Raw genomic sequence first — 15660 nt, 5'->3', positions numbered from 1 at the left:
GGTTCGGGCGGGGCAAGACGATTTACTGAAATCTGGGATCGTTCAATGTTCGAATAAGATTAAAATATCAATTCACAAAAGAATACCAAGGGAGGGCGGCATGACCATTTTTTGCCAAGACGACGTGCCTGGCTGCCTTGCTGGCGGCGGGGCTGGCCGGCGCAGCACTGGCCGAAACCACCATTCGCATCGGCAGGGTCCTGGCGCCGGACGATCCAATGGGGCAGGGGCTGGACAAGTTCGCTGCCGAGGTCGCAGAGGCGACGGGCGGCGGGGTGACCGTCGAAGTCTTTCACAACAGCCAACTGGGTGACACGACAGAGATGCTGGACCAGGTCCGCGCAGGGGCCGGGGTGGGCACCGTGACCGACGTGGCGCGGCTGTCGGAATTCGTCCTTTCGCTGGTCATCATGTCGGCACCGTTCCTTTTTGACAGCTACGAGGACGCGGACAAGTTCGCCCTGTCCGACGCCTACCTTGGCTGGGGTGACGAACTGGCAGAGGAGGCAGGGCTCGTGATGCTGGCCTCGACCTGGTACCAGGGCGCGCGCCATGCGCTGACCCAGACACCTGTAAGCGGCCCGGCGGACCTGGCGGGTGTGAGGATGCGCACCATCGGCGCATCGGTCTGGATCGAGACCATTCGCGCGATGGGCGCCGAACCGACGCCGATTGCCAGGGGCGAGGTCTGTTCCGCGCTGCAACTGGGCACCATCGACGCGGCAGAGGCGCAGCCGACCGCGATCAAGGGGGCCAAGCGTTACGAGGTCATCAAGCATGTCACCAAGACCGGGCACATCCAGCTGGTCACGGCGCTGGTGATCTCTGCCGACTCGTGGAACCAACTGTCGGACGAGCACAAGGCAATCCTGCGCGACCTGGCGGTCGAGAACGGGCGCTATGCCTCCAACCTCACCATCGAGCTGGGGGACAAGGCGCTGGCCGACGTAGCCCCGCCCGCAGGTGGATCGAGCTGGTCAACGTAGTGGTGGTGATGGGGCTGCTGGCCTACCTGCTGTACCATGCCATGATCAACGTGCCCCTGATGCACAAGCGGATGCAGGACGCACTGCAAATCCCCAAATCCTTCATCCATCTCGCCATGCCCGTGGGGCTGTGCCACTGAATTCCTGCCCCGCTTGAGGGAAAGCTGATGCTGCTTCTGATCGCGGCGCTGTTCGCCCTGTTCCTGCTCATTGGCTTGCCGGCCGCCTATTCGCTGATGCTGGCGGTGATCCCGGTCTTCATGTTGACGGCACCATGCCCACCACCGTCGCGATCCAGAAGATGGTGACGGCGCTGGAAAACTTTCCGCTGTTGGCGGTTCCCTTCTTCATCCTGGCGGGCAACCTGATGAACGAGGCCGGCATCACGGAGCGCCTTGTCCGCTACTCGCGCCTGCTGACCGGCTGGCTGGTTGGCGCAGGTCTCCATCGTGCTGTCCATGCTGATGGGGGGCATTTCCGGCTCTGCGGTGGCCGATGCCTCGATGGAGGCGCGGCTACTGGGGCCGTCGATGCGCGAGCAGGGCTATTCCCCGGCCTTCATCGCGGCGGTGCCCTCCTTCCTGGCGGTGGTGGTCTTCTTCGTCTTGCCGCTTGCCTTTCCCTGGATGTCGCTGGCACTACCCAAGGCGATCATGGGATGACGAGGCCAGCCTTACCGAGCCAGACATGCATAGACCGGGGGCGCCCATGACACGCCCTGACCTGCGCGGTGCCCGCGCATCCGAAAGGATATCGGTCACTGCCAATGTCGCGGCTTCTACCCGCGTCTTCGAGGAGTTGCGCGCGCGGATCGTGACGCTGAAACTGCCGCCGGGGACGATCCTCAGCCGGGCCGAGCTGGCCGAGGCATTCGGCGTCAGCCAGTCGCCGATCCGCGAGGCGATCCAAAGGCTGGAAGAGATCGACCTGGTGGTGTCCTACCGGCAGTCCCGCACCGAGGTGACGCGCATCAATTGCGAAGGCCTGCGGCACGAGAGCTTCCTGCGCAGCAGCCTGGAATGCGAGGTTGTGGACCTCTTGTGCCGGACAGCGGACGCGGACCTGACCAAGGCGCTGGGCTATCCAAGATCCAGGAGGCGCTGGTCGACGAGCCGGACCAGATCGAGCTGTTCCGCGAACTCGACGAGAGTTTCCACGAGGCGCTGTTCATCGCCGCCGGGCACGAGGCCATGCACCGTCTGGTGATCGAGCAATCCAGCCAGATGGCCCGCCTGCGCACGCTGGACCTGCCGCGCAGCGACAAGCTGCATTCGGTTGTCGCGGGGCACCGCGCGGTGGTCGACCGCATTCAGGCCGGCGACCGGCAGGGGGCAACCGACGCGATGCGGGCGCATCTGTCCGGCACCATTGGCCGGCTGCCCGACATCAAGGACGCCAACCGCGATTACTTTACCTGACCCGGATCAACAGATCCGGGGCAGCTGTTCACCCACCAGCGTATCGACCAGCCTTTGGCCGCCAAAGGCGGTGCGCATCGTGACCCGTCCCGCCGGGCCGGGTTTCGCCAGGCCGATGCGCGCCGCGCCGCGCCCGGCCTCGGTTTCACGCATCGCGTGCAGGGCGGCCTCTGCCTCGGCCTCGGGCACAAAGACCACCAGCGTGCCCTCGTTGGCCAGGTAAAGTGGGTCCAGCCCCAGCACCTCGCAGACGCCCTTGACCTCTGGCCGCAGGGGTAGGGCGGTTTCGTCGATCTCGATGGCGACGCCGGCGGTCTCTGCCATCTCGTTCAGGGCCGAGGCCAGCCCGCCGCGTGTCGCGTCTCGGGCTGCGCGGGCATTGGGGGCGGCATGCAGCACCGCTTCGACAAGGGCGTTCAGGCTCTGGCAGTCCGACTGGATGTCGGTGGACAGGGCCATGTCGCCGCGCGCGGCGAGGATCGTCGCGCCGTGATCGCCCAACACACCGTTGACCAGTGCGACGTCGCCGGGGCGGATGTTGCCCGCCTGCAGGTCACGGCCCGGCGGTATCACACCCACGCCGGAGGTGGTGACAAAGACCTTGTCCGTGGCGCCACGCCCGACGACCTTGGTGTCGCCGGTCACGATGCGCACGCCGGCCTTCTCGGCCTCGGCCTGCATCGAGGCCACGATGCGCCGCAGCAGCTCGAATTCACAGCCTTCCTCGATGATGAAGGCCGCCGACAACCACAGCGGCTTTGCCCCACCAACGGCCAAATCGTTGATGGTGCCGCAGACCGCGATCTTGCCGATGTCGCCGCCGGGAAAGACCGGCGGCGAGACCACGAAACTGTCCGTGGTAAAGGCCAGCTGTGCGCCCGGTTCCGCAAGCGCCTGCGCGGTCAGACGGGCCTGGTCCTCGGTGCCGGGGGGCTGGAAGACGCCGGTAAAGATCTCCTCGATGAGGTCGCGCATGGCCTTGCCGCCGCCACCGTGGGCCAGAGTCACGCGCTCTCCGCGCAGGCGCGACGGGATGATCGGGCGTTCCATCGTCATTGCACGGCCTCCGTCACGGCATCTTCGGTTGCGCCGTACTGGTAATAGGCCGCACAGGCCCCTTCAGAGCTGACCATCAGAGCGCCCAGCGGCATTTCCGGCGTGCAACCGGTGCCGTATTGCGGACAACCAGTGGGCTTGATCCGGCCCGTCATCACCTGGCCGCAGGCACAGCCCTCGGGTTCGGAGACGATACGCGGACCCGCCCCATAGCCCACGCCGAATTTCTCCTCGGCGTCATAGGCGGCATAGGCGGGGCGGATGCGCAATCCGCTGGCGTCGATTTCTCCAAGGCCGCGCCATTCGAAACTCGGGCGCGGTTCGTAGACATCCGCGATGGCGGCCAGCGAAACCGGGTTGCCGTGTTCCGGGACGATGCGGGCATATTGGTTTTCGACCTCGGCCCGCCCGTCGCGGATCTGTTCCAGTACCATCAGCACGGATTGCAACAGGTCCAGCGGCTCAAACCCGGCGACGACGATGGGCTTGCCATACAGCTGCGCGATGAAATCATAGGGATGCGTTCCGATCACCATGCTGACATGACCCGGCCCGACGAACCCGTCCAGCACCATGTGCGGATCGTCCAGCAGTGCCTTGATCGGGGGCGGCACGGTGATGTGATTGCAGAAGACGCTGAAATTCTTCAGCTCTTCGCGCGCCGCCTGCTGGATCGAAAGCGCGGTCGAGGGCGTCGTCGTCTCGAATCCCAGGCCGAAGAAGACCACCTCGCGGTCAGGATTGCGCCGGGCGATTTCCAGCGCGTCGAGCGGGGAATAGACCATGCGGATGTCGGCTCCATCGGCCTTGGCCTGCATCAGGGACTTGCGCGTTCCGGGCACCCGCATCGCGTCACCGAAGGTGGTAAAGATCACCTCGGGGCGTTCGGCGATGTCGACGCATTCGTCGATCCGGCTCATCGGCAGCACGCAAACCGGGCAGCCGGGGCCGTGGATGAACTCGATCCCCGGAGGTGTCAGCCGGTCCAGCCCGTAGCGAAAGATCGCGTGGGTGTGCCCGCCGCAGATTTCCATGATGTGCACGGGGTTTTCGGCGGTGGCGCCGATCTGGTCCACCACCTTGCCGATGGCGGCCAGCACGCCCCTGGCGGCGATGGGATCGCGGAATTCCTCGACATATCTCATTGGCTGCCCTCCAGTGCGGCGGCGCCGTCGGCCATCGCCTCCAGCGTTTCCTGCGCCTCGCCCAGGCCGCGCAGGGCCTCCAGCGTCTTGGCGGCTTCGTCCTCGTCGATCAGGCTCATGGCAAAGCCTACGTGGATCAGCACCCATTCGCCCACCAGGTCGGACAGGTCCGGCGTTGCGACGCAGGCGACAGAGACCTCACGGCGCACGCCGGACACGTCCGCCAGCGCCATCAGGCGGGTTTCGTCGGTGATCTTGACGATCTGTCCGGGTATTCCCAGGCACATGGCTCAGTCCTCCTCCTCTTCGGCCGGGTCGAACTTGCCCGGTTGCTGCACGCCGTAGCGATCGAGTTTCGAGCGCAGGCCGACGCGGCTGAGGCCCAGCTCCTCGGCGGCGCGGCTCTTGTTCCATTTCATGCGGGTCAGCGTCTCGCGCAGGATGCGGGCCTCCATCGCCTCGATCCGGTCCTTGAGCGTACCCTCGGAGGCCAGAAGTCCGGCCTCGAACGGATCGGGGCGGCCGGAAACCGACGGATCGGCCTGCAGGATGTGGCGCGAGATCAGTTCCGGCCCAAGGCGTGGTTCCTGGCTGAGGATCAGCATCCGGGTCAGCTCGTTGCTCAGTTCCGGCAGGTTGCCGGGCCAGTCGTAGTTGCCCAGGAATTCCAGCGCCAGGTTGGTCAGCCCCTCGACGGGCTTGCTGTGCTGGGCGGCCAGGTCGCCCAGGATATGCCGGGTCAGGATGTCCAGGTCGTCGATGCGCGCGCGCAAGGGCGGCAGGGAAAGTTCGGTGGTGGACAGGGCATAGAACAGGTCCTTGCGGAACCGGCCAGAGGCCAGCGCCGGGGCCAGGTCGCTGTGGCTGCCCGCCATCAGGCGCGTGTTTGTGGTCAGGGTCTCTGTCCCGCCCAGCGGTTCGAAACTGCCCTCGGTGGCAATGCGCAGCAGGATCAGCTGCATCTGCGGGCTGAGCGTGTCGACCCCGTTCAGGAACAGCGTCCCGCGCGAGGCCTTTTGCAACAGGCCGATACGGTTGCTGGGGGCGCCGCCAAGGGCACCTTTCTTGGCGCCCAGCAGTTCGGCCATCAGCACCTCGTCCGGCAGGCCGGCGCAGTTGAGCTCGTAAAAGGACTGGTCCGACCGCAGCGAGGCATAGTGCATCGCGCGCGCCATCACGTCCTTGCCGGTGCCCGCCTCGCCGGTGATCAGCACCGGCACGTCGAAACTGGCCACCTGCCGGGCCAGCTCGACCGTGGCGTTCATCGGCGAGTTGGGTGCCCGCAATACCCGCTCAAAGCCAAAGCCCTCGCGCAGGGTACGGCGGCGGGCCTCCAGCTTGTTTTCGGCGGTCTTGCCCATGAACCGCATTTCCAGCGAAAGCCGGTCGTGATCGCGGCTGAGCTGGAACAGTTGCGCGGCGTTCTTGGCCGCCATGACCAGCTGGTCGGGGTGCCAGGGCTTTGTCAGGAACTGGTAGATGCCGGCCTCGTTGATGGCGGCGATCATGTCGTTGGTCTCGGTATAGCCGGTGATGATGATCCGCACCGTTTCCGGCCAGCGTTCGCGCACCTCGGACAGGAACTCCACCCCGGTCTTGCCCGGCATCCGCTGGTCGCAAAAGATCGCCTGGACAAAGTTCTCCTCCATCAGGCGCATCGCGTCCTCGGCGCCCGGCGCGGTCAGGCAGTCAAAGTCATCCTCCAGCGCCATGCGCATGGCGGCCAGGGAATGCTCCTCGTCGTCGACCAGCAGAAGGGTGGGCAGGGCGGTCATTCCGCCGCCTCTGGGGAGGACTTGTCGGCCAGGTGGGTGCGCAGCCAGTCGATCCACTCCGTCATGCCCTCGCCGGTGCGGGCCGAGACGCGCAGGATCTCTATCCCGGGGTTCACGCGGCGCAGGTTGGCCTCATAGAGGTCGAGATCCACGTCGCAATGCGGCGCCAGGTCGATCTTGTTGAGGATCGCAAGCCGCGCGGCGGTGAACATGTCGGGGTATTTCAGCGGCTTGTCCTCGCCTTCGGTCACAGAGAGGATGGCGACCTTGCCGTCCTCGCCCAGGTCGAAGGCGGCGGGACAGACCAGGTTGCCGACGTTCTCGATAAACAGCAGGCTGCCGGGGGCAAGGTCCAGGTGATCCATCGCGTGGCCGACCATGTGCCCGTCAAGGTGGCAGCCCTTGCCGGTGTTCACCTGCACGGCGCGGGCGCCGGTGGCGCGGATGCGGTCGGCGTCGTTCTGGGTCTGCTGGTCGCCTTCGATCACGCCCAGCGGCTGATCGCCGAGGGACTCGATCGTCTTGCACAGCAGGGTCGTCTTGCCGGACCCGGGAGAGGAGACAAGGTTCACCGCCAGGATGCCCCGTGCCGCCAGGCGCGTGCGGTTGGCCTGGGCGTATTGGTCGTTCTTGGCCAGGATGCCGGTCTCGATCTCGATCAGCCGGTCCTGCGACATGCCGGGCACCTCGGTGCCGGCAGGGCCCTGGCCGTAGTGGTGGTGATCGTGATGATGGTGGTGGTGTCCATGCCCGTGATGGGGATCATGCCCGTGGTCATGATCATGTGAATGACCATGTCCATGCACCGTCGTCTCGCCGTCTCCGCATCCGCATACCGTACACATCTCAGGCTACCTCCAGGTCCTTGATTCTCATTTCGTCCCCGCCCTGCGGCATCAGTTTGCCGCCGCCGCAGGTGGGGCATGGGTCGAGGCGGTCCATGATTTCCACCTCTTTCATGCAGTCGTAGCACATCGCCCGTCCGGGCAGTTCCAGCGTCACCAGTTCGGCGCCCTCGGCCACGGATCCGCGCATCACCACGTCAAAGGCGAAATGCAGCGCCTCGGTCTCGACCCCGGCAAAACGCCCGATCTCGACCCGCACGCGCCTGATGCGCGTCACGTCATGTTTGCGGGCCTGGTCCTCGATCACCCGGCGGATGCCCTCGCAAAGCGACATTTCATGCATGGTCAGCCTCCATCGGTGCGAAGGGTTCCAGCCTGACCGGGCTGCAGGGGTCAAGCAAGGACAGAACCAGCGGTCCCAGGGCCTGTGCCCGCGCCGGGCGCAAAGATGCAAGCGATTGCTCGAGGGCGCCACCCGGTGCCAGCAGATGATCCGTCGGTGTCTGCCGTGCGAAGGCCGTGACGCGCCCGTGTTCGACCGCAGCCGTGATCCCGTAGAGCCCGCGCGCGGCGGGCACGACAGCGCAGCCCCGTGAAATGACGGCGGCAGGCAGCCTGCCGTCCAGCACCGCCTGCAGGTCACAGGCCAGAGCGGTTGCCGACCAGAGCGGCCCGCGCCCCCATCGCGTTTCGATGTCTTGCAGCACGGGGTGCGCGGCCTGCCGGGTCGCAGTGGAATTCTCGGTCACGCGAGGGCCGAAGAACCCACCGACACCCGGAGCGGGCAGGGCGGTCCGGCAGGCCTCGAACGGGGCAAAGAGGCGGCTGATCGCGCGCAGAAAGCGCGCGCAGCCCTGTTCCGCCTCCAGAAAGGCGCGGAACTGTTCCGGCGTTTCGGGCATCTGTCCGGCGGGACCGAAGATCACGCGCCGTGTCTCGGCATTGCCCGCCTGCCAGTCGCGCGGCAGCGCAAGCGGCGGGAGCGAGACCAGCGCGGGCCACCGGAGACAGAGTTTCGCAACGTGTTCGCGCAGGATCTCTGCGCGCAGGTCGTCTTGCCAGCCGGTAGGCAGGGGCAGGCCAAAGGCGGCCCGGGCCGCGACGCCCTGTGCCACGCGGCACAGGTTGAACAGGCGTGGCAACAGTTCTGCCGCCTCAGCCGCCGGTTTGCCGATGACCAGGCGGGCAACGGGCAGACCGGGCACCGGGACGGCGCGCAGCGCGGGATATGCGGCCCCAGCCAGCACGGGGTCAGTCGGATCCGGCCATGCCGGCGGAAATCACCGCGCGGCGCGTCGGAGCATCCGAAAGGGCGCTGTCGGTGTCCTCGGCCTCGGCCGGGGGCGCCAGTTCGGTCTCGCGGGCCGCGCGAATGTCGGCGGCGCGATCGGTTTCGGCCCGGTTCCCTTCGTCGAAGAGGGCGACCATGACCGCCCGGGCGACCTCTTGCGCCTGCATCTGCGATGAGAAATCCCCCATCGGCGAGAACAGCGAACAAGCCTTGTAGCCGCCGATCATGTCGCGGGTGTTGTGGATGAATTCATACTCGCCCGACGGAAAGGCGATCAGCTCCTTGGCGCCTGCTGTCAATCCGGACCAGTCCTCGCCCTCTCCGGGCAGTTGCACCAGGTTCATGAACCAGGGCGAGATCAGCACCCCCAAGGGGCGCCCGTCGATCATGCGAAAGCCGACCGCCTCGACGCTGAGCAACTTGTTGACCATCGGCACATCGCGCATCTTGGCGTGCCAGATTTCGCGGAACTCGGCCACCAGTCGCGCTGTCAACTCGTCCAGTTTCGCGGCCTCGGCCACGGATTGCGCGCCGGGGTCCTCCAGCACCATGAACTGCGACTTGGGGGCGCTGCAATTGGGGCAGGACCAATCCTCTGGCAGGTCGGAAAAGGCGGTGCCGGGGTCGACCTGGCGGAAATCGTCGCCTTCGGCCGGGTGGTAGGGCGTCCAGCAGATCTTGCATTCCATGATCGCCAGCGGGCTGATCTTGTCGGTGGCGCCCAGGAAACTGCCCTCGAACCCGCCATTCATCGGATCACCTCCAGCACCTTGAACAGGCGGTCGGCGCTGTCGGTCAGGTCCTCGGGCGCGGCGCAGGCGACCTCGGGCACGGTCGTGACCTCGAAGGTGTCCAGGATCAGCGCGTCCTGCGAGTTGAAGAACTGTACCCGCCAGACATGGGGCAGGGCGGTGGCGGTGACACGGCAGTTGCCATAGCCGCGCGACAGGATCGTGACCGCGCCTTCGCCCAGGGCCCGGTCCAGCCAGGCCAGGTCTTCCTCGGTATGGGGCAGGAGGGTGAGGTTGATGACATGCAGGGGCGCCGCGGCGTCAAAGGCGGCGGACTTGTCCGTCAGCTCGACCAGCAGGGGCGGGGCGTTGACCACCGCGGGGGACAACGGCTCGGCGCCACCTGTCGCGGCGCGGTGCGGGGCAAAGGGCGTCTCGGTCACGCAGGCGGGAATCGCGGCGACCTCGATCACATGGGCCTTGGCGCTTTTCAGGGTCCAGATCCCGGCAAAGACGCTTTCCTGCACTGCGATGGCGGGAATGTCGCGGACCTTGGCGGCGACCTCGCCGCTGCCCAGGGTCTCGGCGATCAGGGCGCGGTTCGCCTCGTCCAGCGGGGCAAGGTCGAAACGGGCGTTGCCGCCGTCGCCGCCGATCCACGCGGCAGCCTCGGCCACATCATGCAAGAGATCCAGCGCCGGGGAAAGATCGGCCGCTCCCAACGCCTCGACCTCGGGGATGCGGGGGGAATAGGTGCGCATGTCCTGCGGCAAGGGCATGTATTCCAGCGCCTCGTCCTGGCTGTCCAGCGGCTGCGATCCGGGGCCGAAGCCGGTGGGCGGCATCATGAAGGGATTGGTCATCGGGTCGGTCCTTATTCGGCGGCAAGGGGCTGCGAGAGCAGTTGCGTGATCCGGTCGACGTAATCCGACCAGTCGCGCACCTTGGGAATGCCGCCCAGAACCTGCCCGTCGCGGAAGAAGATCAGGCTGGGGGTTTTCAGCACGCCAGTGGATTCGCGCAGGCCGGTTTCGATGCTGTCGGCGGCCACGGCGCAATCGAACCGGCCTTGGAAGGCCTGGCGCAACTCGGGCAGCACCACGGCCACGTCGGGGGTTTCAAGGTTGCGGCGTGCGTCCCCGGGGACAAAGATCACATGCGTGCCGGGCGCTTCGGTGAAGGCCGCGATCTCGGCCTCTGTCGTCAGGGCGGGATAGCCGAATTCCTCGGTCAGGCGGGTGACAAGGGGATGGGTCATCTTTGGTCCTCAACCGGTTGTGCGGCCCGCGTCCAGCGCGGCCTGAAGGTGGGGGGGAAGCTGCGGGCCTGCGGCCTCGAGATCGGCAAAGGCCTCGCCGGGGCCGCCGCCCTGCATGACCGCGCGCAGACCGTCCAGCGCGGCGGTGATCTTTTGTGCCTCATCGGGGGAAATGATTTCGCGCGCGGCGCCCAGAAAGGTCAGCACCCAGTCGCCGGGGCCCGCCTCTGGTGTCAGCGACAGGTCGATCAGTTCCGTCTCCTGGCCGTTGGTGGCCGTGGCGGCGATGCCGTCGACAGAGCGGATGCAAAGGGGGAGACCGACGCACATGGGATCAATCCGCGGCCTGAAAGAAACGATCGTCGCCGATGCGGCAGGCCTCTTCCTCGGTCGGGCGCCCGGCCTCATAGGCGTCCTGCATGATCGAGGGGTCCGCCAGCAGGTTGCTGTGGGTCCGGCCCGGCAAAACCGTGATCCCCATGTCGGCCAGCCGCTCCAGTGCAACCGACACCGCCGGCTCGATCCGGGCCGCCACGACAGGGCGCAGCCCGCCGCCGTAGTCCTCAAGCTCCTCGGGCTGGCAGCCGATCAGCAAGAGCGACGGCGGGCAGTAGCCCATCAGTTGCGCGGTCGCGATCACGTCCTGAAAGCCGGTCTGGTGCAGGGACATCTTCTTGGCGCCCATGAACCTCGGCACCGCGTCGCCCTCGACGATCTTGAGCGTGCCGGGCGCGAGGCCATAATCCACCGCGTCGAAGACGATCAGCGTGTCCGCCTGTTCGAGGAACGGCAGCAGGTAGAGCCCCTGCGTGCCGCCGTCCAACAGGGTGATGTCCGCGGGCAGCGCCCAGTTCTGCGCCAGGTGCTCGACGCAGCGCACGCCAAACCCCTCGTCCGCCCAGAGCACGTTTCCGATGCCCATGACCAGCACGTTCGATGCCATCTGTCCCTCCCTCACCCGGATGCCAGTCAGCTTTCCATCCGGGGCTTTGGTGCAGGGTAGCTTACCATCTGACTGCCGAGCTGCAAAAAAGATGAATTTCAGTGCATTTTATAATCCGCTTGAAAACATGGAGTTTTCCGTGCTCTTTGAAATACTGGGCGCAACAATGGTGGAAATTTACTTTCCGTATTGGTGTGATATTGGTTTGAACTTGTCCATCAAAAAAGCGGGCGCCGGGCGCCCGCTTTCCAGGAATTGACGATCTGCCGGGATCAGGTCGGATCGTCGTCCTTGAAGGTACGCGTCCCCGAGATGATGGTCGAGACCATCGACTGCCGGGACATGATGTCCTCGCGGATGGCGGCATAGATGTGGATCATGACGAAGACGACGATGGCCCACATGCCCAAGTGGTGCAGCTGGTGCATGACGTGGCTGCCGCCCACGAGGTCGCGGAGGGGGCCGAAAACCTGGTCCAGCAGGCTGCCGTAGCCCTCGGCCTCGGCATAGATCGCAAAGCCTGTCAGGATCATGAAGCTCATGCCAAGCGTCATGAAGAAGAACATGGCGATCTGGGCCAGCGGGTTGTGCCCGACGTATTTCTTGGGCCGCTTCTTGAGAAAGGCGTACCACTTCGCTTCGTCCACCACCTCTGACCACCAGCGGCGGTTCCAGATCGGCAGGCGAAACAGTTGCCGCGAATGCGAGTTGCCGACGAAGGCCCAGTAGATGCGCCCGAAGAACCCGACGGTCATGATCATCGCCGCCGCGAAATGGGCAAAACGGATGTAACCGAACAGGAACTGGTGCGTGGCCTCGCCCATGTCGACACTGGGCAGGGGCGAGCCGATCAGGTAGCCGGTGACGCAGAGCACGAGGATCGCCGCCGCGTTGATCCAGTGCCAGAGCCGCACAGGCGCCTCGTAGACATAGACCGAGGTATTGCGCGTCACCGTGGCCAGATCCGCCTCGGTCGCGTCCCCCGTCAAGGGAACGCCCGGGTCCGGCCTTTGCGTGGCCTCGAAGTTCATGACGTCCACCGCTTGTGGATCAGCAACGCCAGCGCCGCCACGATCAGCGCACCGCCCAGCAGGGGCGCGGCATGGGTCATGCCATGCGCGGCCTCGGGAACCGGCGCGTGGCCACCGTGGGCCAGCGCGGCACCGGGAAGGACGGTCATCAGGGTCACAAGTCGTTTCATGGGTCTTTCCTTCCTTCAGCGAACCTTGACGGTGGTCAGCTCGTCACCGTCTTCGGACATGACATGCGTGGAACAGGCCAGGCAGGGGTCGAAACTGTGCAGGGTGCGCAGGATCTCGACCGGCTCTTCGGGGCGTTCCATCCTGGTGTTCATCAGGCTGGCCTCGAAGGCCCCGATGTTGCCCTTGCTGTCGCGCGGAGAGCCGTTCCAGGTGGTGGGCACCACGCATTGATAGTTCTCGATGCGCCCGTCCTTGATCCGGATCCAGTGGCCCAGGGCGCCGCGCGGGGCCTCTGTCATGCCCACGCCCTTGGCCTCTTTCGGCCAGGTCGAGGGATCCCACTTGGCGACGTTGGCGGTGCTTTCGTCGCCGTTCTTGATGTTGGTCACCAGCTTGTCGAAGAAATACTTTTGCAGCCGTCCGCAGTATTCGGATTCCAACGCCCGCGCCGCCGTGCGGCCCAGGGTCGAGAAAAGCGCCTCGACCGGCAGGTCCATCGTTCTCAGCAACCCGTTGACCTGGTCCGTGATCTCTTCGTGGCCCTTGGCATAGCCGACGACGTAGCGCGCCAGTGGCCCCACCTCCATCGCGTGCCCCTTCCAGCGGGGGGCCTTGATCCAGCTGTATTTCGCGCCTTCGTCGATCTGCTCGATGTTGGTGCGGGTGCCTTTCAGCTTCGGTCCCAGCTCGAACTTGGCCTCTGTGACGCCGTCCCAGGGGTGCAACCCCTTGCCTGCCTCGCCGTAATCGTACCACGAGTGATCGACGTATTCCTGGATCTGCTCGGGGTCGCGCGGGTCGACGTCATGCACGGTCGACAGGTCGCCGCCGATGATCGCGCCGCGCGGCAGGTGCAGCTGGTCGGGCGAGAAATCGTTGGGATGCTCGGGAATATCGCCGTAGGCGAGGCAGGCCTGCGAGGACAGCCCGCCACCATAGAGCCAGTTCTTGTAGAAGCCGCCGATGGCCACGACATCGGGCAGGTAGACGTTCTTGTTGAACTCGATACACTTGTCGATGATCGAGCTGACAAGATTCAGCCGCTCCATGTTGATCGCGCCCACAGCACCCGTGGAATGCACATTGATCGGGCAGGGCACGCCGCCCACCAGCCAGTTCGGATGCGGGTTCTTGCCGCCAAAGATCGTGTGGACCTTCACGATCTCCTTTTGCAGGTCCAGCGCCTCCAGGTAGTGGGTGGTGGCCATCAAATCCGCCTCTGGCGGCAGCAGGTAGGCGGGGTTGTCCCAGTAGCCGTTCTTGAACAGGCCCAGCTGGCCGCTTTCGACGAATTGCTTCAGGCGGTTCTGCACGTCGCGGAAATACCCCGGGGAGGAGAGCGGGTGCGACGGAGAAACCGCCTGCTGCAGCTCGGAAGTGGCCTTGGGGTCGGCGCGCAATGCGTTCACCGGGTTGACCCAGTCCAGGGCGTGCAGGTGATAGAAATGCACGACGTGGTCGTGAATCTGCAGGTTCAGCTGCATCATGTTGCGGATGGAATTGGCGTTGTCGGGGATGGTGATCCCCAGCGCATCCTCCACCGCGCGCACCGAGGTCAGCGCATGGGTGCCGGTGCAGACGCCGCAGATGCGTTCGGTAAAGGCCCAGGCGTCGCGCGGGTCACGCCCCTTGAGGATAACCTCGAGGCCGCGCCACATGGTGCCGGTGGAAACGGCGTTGCGGATGAAGCCCTCGTCGTCGACGTTGACCTCGCAGCGCATGTGGCCCTCGATGCGGGTGACTGGGTCGACCACGATGCGCTGGCCGCTGTCGTCAAGGCTGAAGCCGTTGGGTGTCTGGACGACCATGCGTCAGGCCTCCTCGTTGGTTTTGCTGGGGGATTTCTGGGCCTTGCTCTGCGCGGACTTCAACGCGGATACGGCGGCGTGCAGGGCGATGCCGCCGCCGACGACGCCCGCCGCGGCAAGGCCGATCTGGTCGGCGTTCTTTTTGACGCCGAACTGGTTCAGGTCGGTCACCCGGTCGTAGAAGGTGCCCTGGTCCCAGAAGCCGTCCTCGGAACAGCCGATGCAGCCGTGGCCGGACTGGATCGGGAAGCTCACGCCGTCGTTCCAGCGCACGGTGGAGCAGGCGTTGTAGGTGGTCGGGCCCTTGCAGCCCATCTTGTAGAGGCAATAGCCCTTGCGCGCGCCTTCGTCATCCCATTCCTCGACGAATTGCCCGGCGTCGAAATGTGGCCGGCGATAGCATTTGTCGTGGATGCGCTGGCCGTAGAACATCGCCGGCCGCCCCTGCCGGTCCAGCTCGGGCAGGCGGTCAAAGGTGAGCATATAGGTGATGACGCCGGTCATGACCTCGGCGATGGGTGGGCAGCCCGGCACCTTGATGATCGGCTTGTCGGTGATGACCTTGTGGACGGGCGTTGCCTGCGTCGGGTTGGGCTTGGCCGCCTGTACGCAGCCGTAGGACGCACAGGCGCCCCAGCTGATGATCGCCTTGGCATCCTTGGCGGCGTATTTCAGTTTCTCGACAAAGGGTTTGCCGCCCGAGATACAGAACATCCCGTCCTCGTTCAGGGGCGGGTTGCCCTCCACCGCGAGGATGTAGTTGCCCTTGTACTTCTCGATCGTGTCCTTCATCGCGGCCTCTGCCGCGTGGCCTGCGGCGGCCATCAGCGTGTCGTCGTAGTCGAGGCTGATCATCGACAGGACCACGTCCTTGGCCAGCGGGTGGGCCGAGCGGATGAAGCTTTCGGAACAGCAGGTGCATTCCAGCCCGTGCACCCAGATGACGGGCGTGCGGGGCTTGGTTTCCATCGCGTTGGCGATCTTCGGCACGAAGGCGGGCCCAAGGCCCAGGGCGCTTGCCGTCAGCGCGCAATATTTCATGAAGCTGCGGCGGGTGATCCCCTGCCGGCGCATCACGTCGTAAAAAGTTTCTATCTCGGCCAAGCCTGTCTCCTCCGCCATTGACCCGGATGGCGGGGCCGCCGCCGGGATGTCTCCATCCTCTTGATCGCGCAGGGGCGGGGGCAAAGGTTGCAAAAAAG

The 15660-nt window shown here is 65.6% G+C and carries 22 protein-coding genes and 1 pseudogene; 7 read left to right on the top strand and 16 right to left on the bottom strand.

What is annotated here, in order from left to right; all coding sequences use genetic code 11:
• Nucleotides 1–137 precede the first annotated feature (137 nt).
• The 6 genes and pseudogenes from dctP to BLQ71_RS26650 all read left to right on the top strand — a co-directional run bounded on the left by dctP (nucleotide 138) and on the right by BLQ71_RS26650 (nucleotide 2404).
• The gene (dctP, locus tag BLQ71_RS18555) at nucleotides 138–986 is read left to right on the top strand and encodes a TRAP transporter substrate-binding protein DctP (protein ID WP_198548563.1); all 849 of its coding nucleotides are present in this window, start codon (nucleotides 138–140) and stop codon (nucleotides 984–986) included.
• Between the two features lie 8 nt (nucleotides 987–994).
• Nucleotides 995–1126: a hypothetical protein gene (locus BLQ71_RS26990; RefSeq protein WP_302848204.1), complete on the top strand. Its 132-nt coding sequence runs from the start codon at nucleotides 995–997 to the stop codon at nucleotides 1124–1126.
• A gap of 27 nt (nucleotides 1127–1153) precedes the next feature.
• Nucleotides 1154–1294: a hypothetical protein gene (locus BLQ71_RS26670; RefSeq protein ID WP_198548564.1), complete on the top strand. Its 141-nt coding sequence runs from the start codon at nucleotides 1154–1156 to the stop codon at nucleotides 1292–1294.
• Nucleotides 1261–1648, top strand: a pseudogene (locus BLQ71_RS27085) (TRAP transporter large permease subunit). Before BLQ71_RS26670 ends, BLQ71_RS27085 begins: the two are co-directional and overlap by 34 nt.
• Nucleotides 1649–1694: 46 nt before the next feature.
• Complete coding sequence (locus BLQ71_RS26655; protein WP_198548566.1) at nucleotides 1695–2192, top strand: GntR family transcriptional regulator; 498 nt, start codon at nucleotides 1695–1697, stop codon at nucleotides 2190–2192.
• Entirely contained in the window at nucleotides 2075–2404 is a 330-nt protein-coding gene (locus BLQ71_RS26650) for an FCD domain-containing protein (RefSeq protein WP_254780724.1), read from the top strand. Before BLQ71_RS26655 ends, BLQ71_RS26650 begins: the two co-directional genes overlap by 118 nt.
• Nucleotides 2405–2410: 6 nt before the next feature.
• On the opposite strand, the gene hypE is transcribed toward BLQ71_RS26650, so the two are convergent.
• The 12 genes from hypE to BLQ71_RS18480 are packed head-to-tail and all read right to left on the bottom strand — an operon-like array spanning nucleotide 2411 to nucleotide 11448.
• Nucleotides 2411–3454, bottom strand: coding sequence for a hydrogenase expression/formation protein HypE (gene hypE / locus BLQ71_RS18535; RefSeq protein WP_074622872.1), 1044 nt, complete (start codon nucleotides 3452–3454; stop codon nucleotides 2411–2413).
• A 2-nt stretch (nucleotides 3455–3456) separates the two neighbouring features.
• Nucleotides 3457–4605, bottom strand: coding sequence for a hydrogenase formation protein HypD (gene hypD, locus BLQ71_RS18530; RefSeq protein WP_074622784.1), 1149 nt, complete (start codon nucleotides 4603–4605; stop codon nucleotides 3457–3459).
• Nucleotides 4602–4892: a HypC/HybG/HupF family hydrogenase formation chaperone gene (locus BLQ71_RS18525; protein WP_043145603.1), complete on the bottom strand. Its 291-nt coding sequence runs from the start codon at nucleotides 4890–4892 to the stop codon at nucleotides 4602–4604. The genes hypD and BLQ71_RS18525 overlap by 4 nt, the downstream gene beginning before the upstream one ends.
• A 3-nt stretch (nucleotides 4893–4895) precedes the next feature.
• Entirely contained in the window at nucleotides 4896–6380 is a 1485-nt protein-coding gene (locus BLQ71_RS18520) for a sigma-54-dependent transcriptional regulator (protein ID WP_069209640.1), read from the bottom strand.
• A complete protein-coding gene (hypB, locus tag BLQ71_RS18515) occupies nucleotides 6377–7225 on the bottom strand; it encodes a hydrogenase nickel incorporation protein HypB (protein WP_074622783.1) in 849 nt (282 codons plus the stop codon). Before hypB ends, BLQ71_RS18520 begins: the two co-directional genes overlap by 4 nt.
• Before the next feature lies 1 nt (nucleotide 7226).
• Entirely contained in the window at nucleotides 7227–7568 is a 342-nt protein-coding gene (gene hypA / locus BLQ71_RS18510) for a hydrogenase maturation nickel metallochaperone HypA (RefSeq protein WP_043145609.1), read from the bottom strand.
• Entirely contained in the window at nucleotides 7561–8472 is a 912-nt protein-coding gene (locus tag BLQ71_RS18505; protein ID WP_074622782.1) for a hypothetical protein, read from the bottom strand. The genes hypA and BLQ71_RS18505 overlap by 8 nt, the downstream gene beginning before the upstream one ends.
• Before the next feature lie 4 nt (nucleotides 8473–8476).
• Nucleotides 8477–9268: a [NiFe]-hydrogenase assembly chaperone HybE gene (locus BLQ71_RS18500; protein ID WP_074622781.1), complete on the bottom strand. Its 792-nt coding sequence runs from the start codon at nucleotides 9266–9268 to the stop codon at nucleotides 8477–8479.
• The gene (locus BLQ71_RS18495) at nucleotides 9265–10110 is read right to left on the bottom strand and encodes a hydrogenase expression/formation protein (RefSeq protein ID WP_074622780.1); all 846 of its coding nucleotides are present in this window, start codon (nucleotides 10108–10110) and stop codon (nucleotides 9265–9267) included. The genes BLQ71_RS18500 and BLQ71_RS18495 overlap by 4 nt, the downstream gene beginning before the upstream one ends.
• Before the next feature lie 11 nt (nucleotides 10111–10121).
• Nucleotides 10122–10505, bottom strand: a complete 384-nt coding sequence (locus tag BLQ71_RS18490; RefSeq protein WP_043145616.1) for a thioredoxin domain-containing protein — start codon at nucleotides 10503–10505, stop codon at nucleotides 10122–10124.
• Between the two features lie 9 nt (nucleotides 10506–10514).
• A complete protein-coding gene (locus BLQ71_RS18485; RefSeq protein ID WP_074622779.1) occupies nucleotides 10515–10835 on the bottom strand; it encodes a HypC/HybG/HupF family hydrogenase formation chaperone in 321 nt (106 codons plus the stop codon).
• Nucleotides 10836–10839: 4 nt separating this feature from the next.
• A complete protein-coding gene (locus tag BLQ71_RS18480; RefSeq protein WP_074622778.1) occupies nucleotides 10840–11448 on the bottom strand; it encodes a HyaD/HybD family hydrogenase maturation endopeptidase in 609 nt (202 codons plus the stop codon).
• Here BLQ71_RS18480 and BLQ71_RS26075 point away from each other — a divergent pair.
• On the top strand, nucleotides 11426–11707 hold the full coding sequence (locus tag BLQ71_RS26075) for a hypothetical protein (protein ID WP_133066178.1): 282 nt from the start codon (nucleotides 11426–11428) through the stop codon (nucleotides 11705–11707). The genes BLQ71_RS18480 and BLQ71_RS26075 overlap by 23 nt on opposite strands.
• Before the next feature lie 13 nt (nucleotides 11708–11720).
• On the opposite strand, the gene cybH is transcribed toward BLQ71_RS26075, so the two are convergent.
• The 4 genes from cybH to BLQ71_RS18465 are packed head-to-tail and all read right to left on the bottom strand — an operon-like array spanning nucleotide 11721 to nucleotide 15562.
• Nucleotides 11721–12479 carry a Ni/Fe-hydrogenase, b-type cytochrome subunit gene (gene cybH / locus BLQ71_RS18475; RefSeq protein ID WP_074622777.1) on the bottom strand — a complete coding sequence of 253 codons (759 nt, stop codon included), beginning with the start codon at nucleotides 12477–12479 and terminating at the stop codon, nucleotides 11721–11723.
• A complete protein-coding gene (locus BLQ71_RS26460; protein WP_157903882.1) occupies nucleotides 12476–12649 on the bottom strand; it encodes a hypothetical protein in 174 nt (57 codons plus the stop codon). Before BLQ71_RS26460 ends, cybH begins: the two co-directional genes overlap by 4 nt.
• A gap of 15 nt (nucleotides 12650–12664) precedes the next feature.
• A complete protein-coding gene (locus BLQ71_RS18470; protein WP_074622776.1) occupies nucleotides 12665–14458 on the bottom strand; it encodes a nickel-dependent hydrogenase large subunit in 1794 nt (597 codons plus the stop codon).
• A gap of 3 nt (nucleotides 14459–14461) precedes the next feature.
• Nucleotides 14462–15562 (bottom strand): hydrogenase small subunit, encoded by a 1101-nt coding sequence (locus tag BLQ71_RS18465; protein ID WP_074622775.1) that lies wholly within the window; start codon nucleotides 15560–15562, stop codon nucleotides 14462–14464.
• Nucleotides 15563–15660 lie beyond the last annotated feature (98 nt).

Origin of the sequence: Antarctobacter albus (genome assembly GCF_900101505.1) — a bacterium.
GTDB lineage: Bacteria > Pseudomonadota > Alphaproteobacteria > Rhodobacterales > Rhodobacteraceae > Antarctobacter > Antarctobacter albus.
The sequence above is the reverse complement of the archived record's forward strand: the minus strand, read 5'-3'. Positions and strand labels throughout refer to the sequence as shown.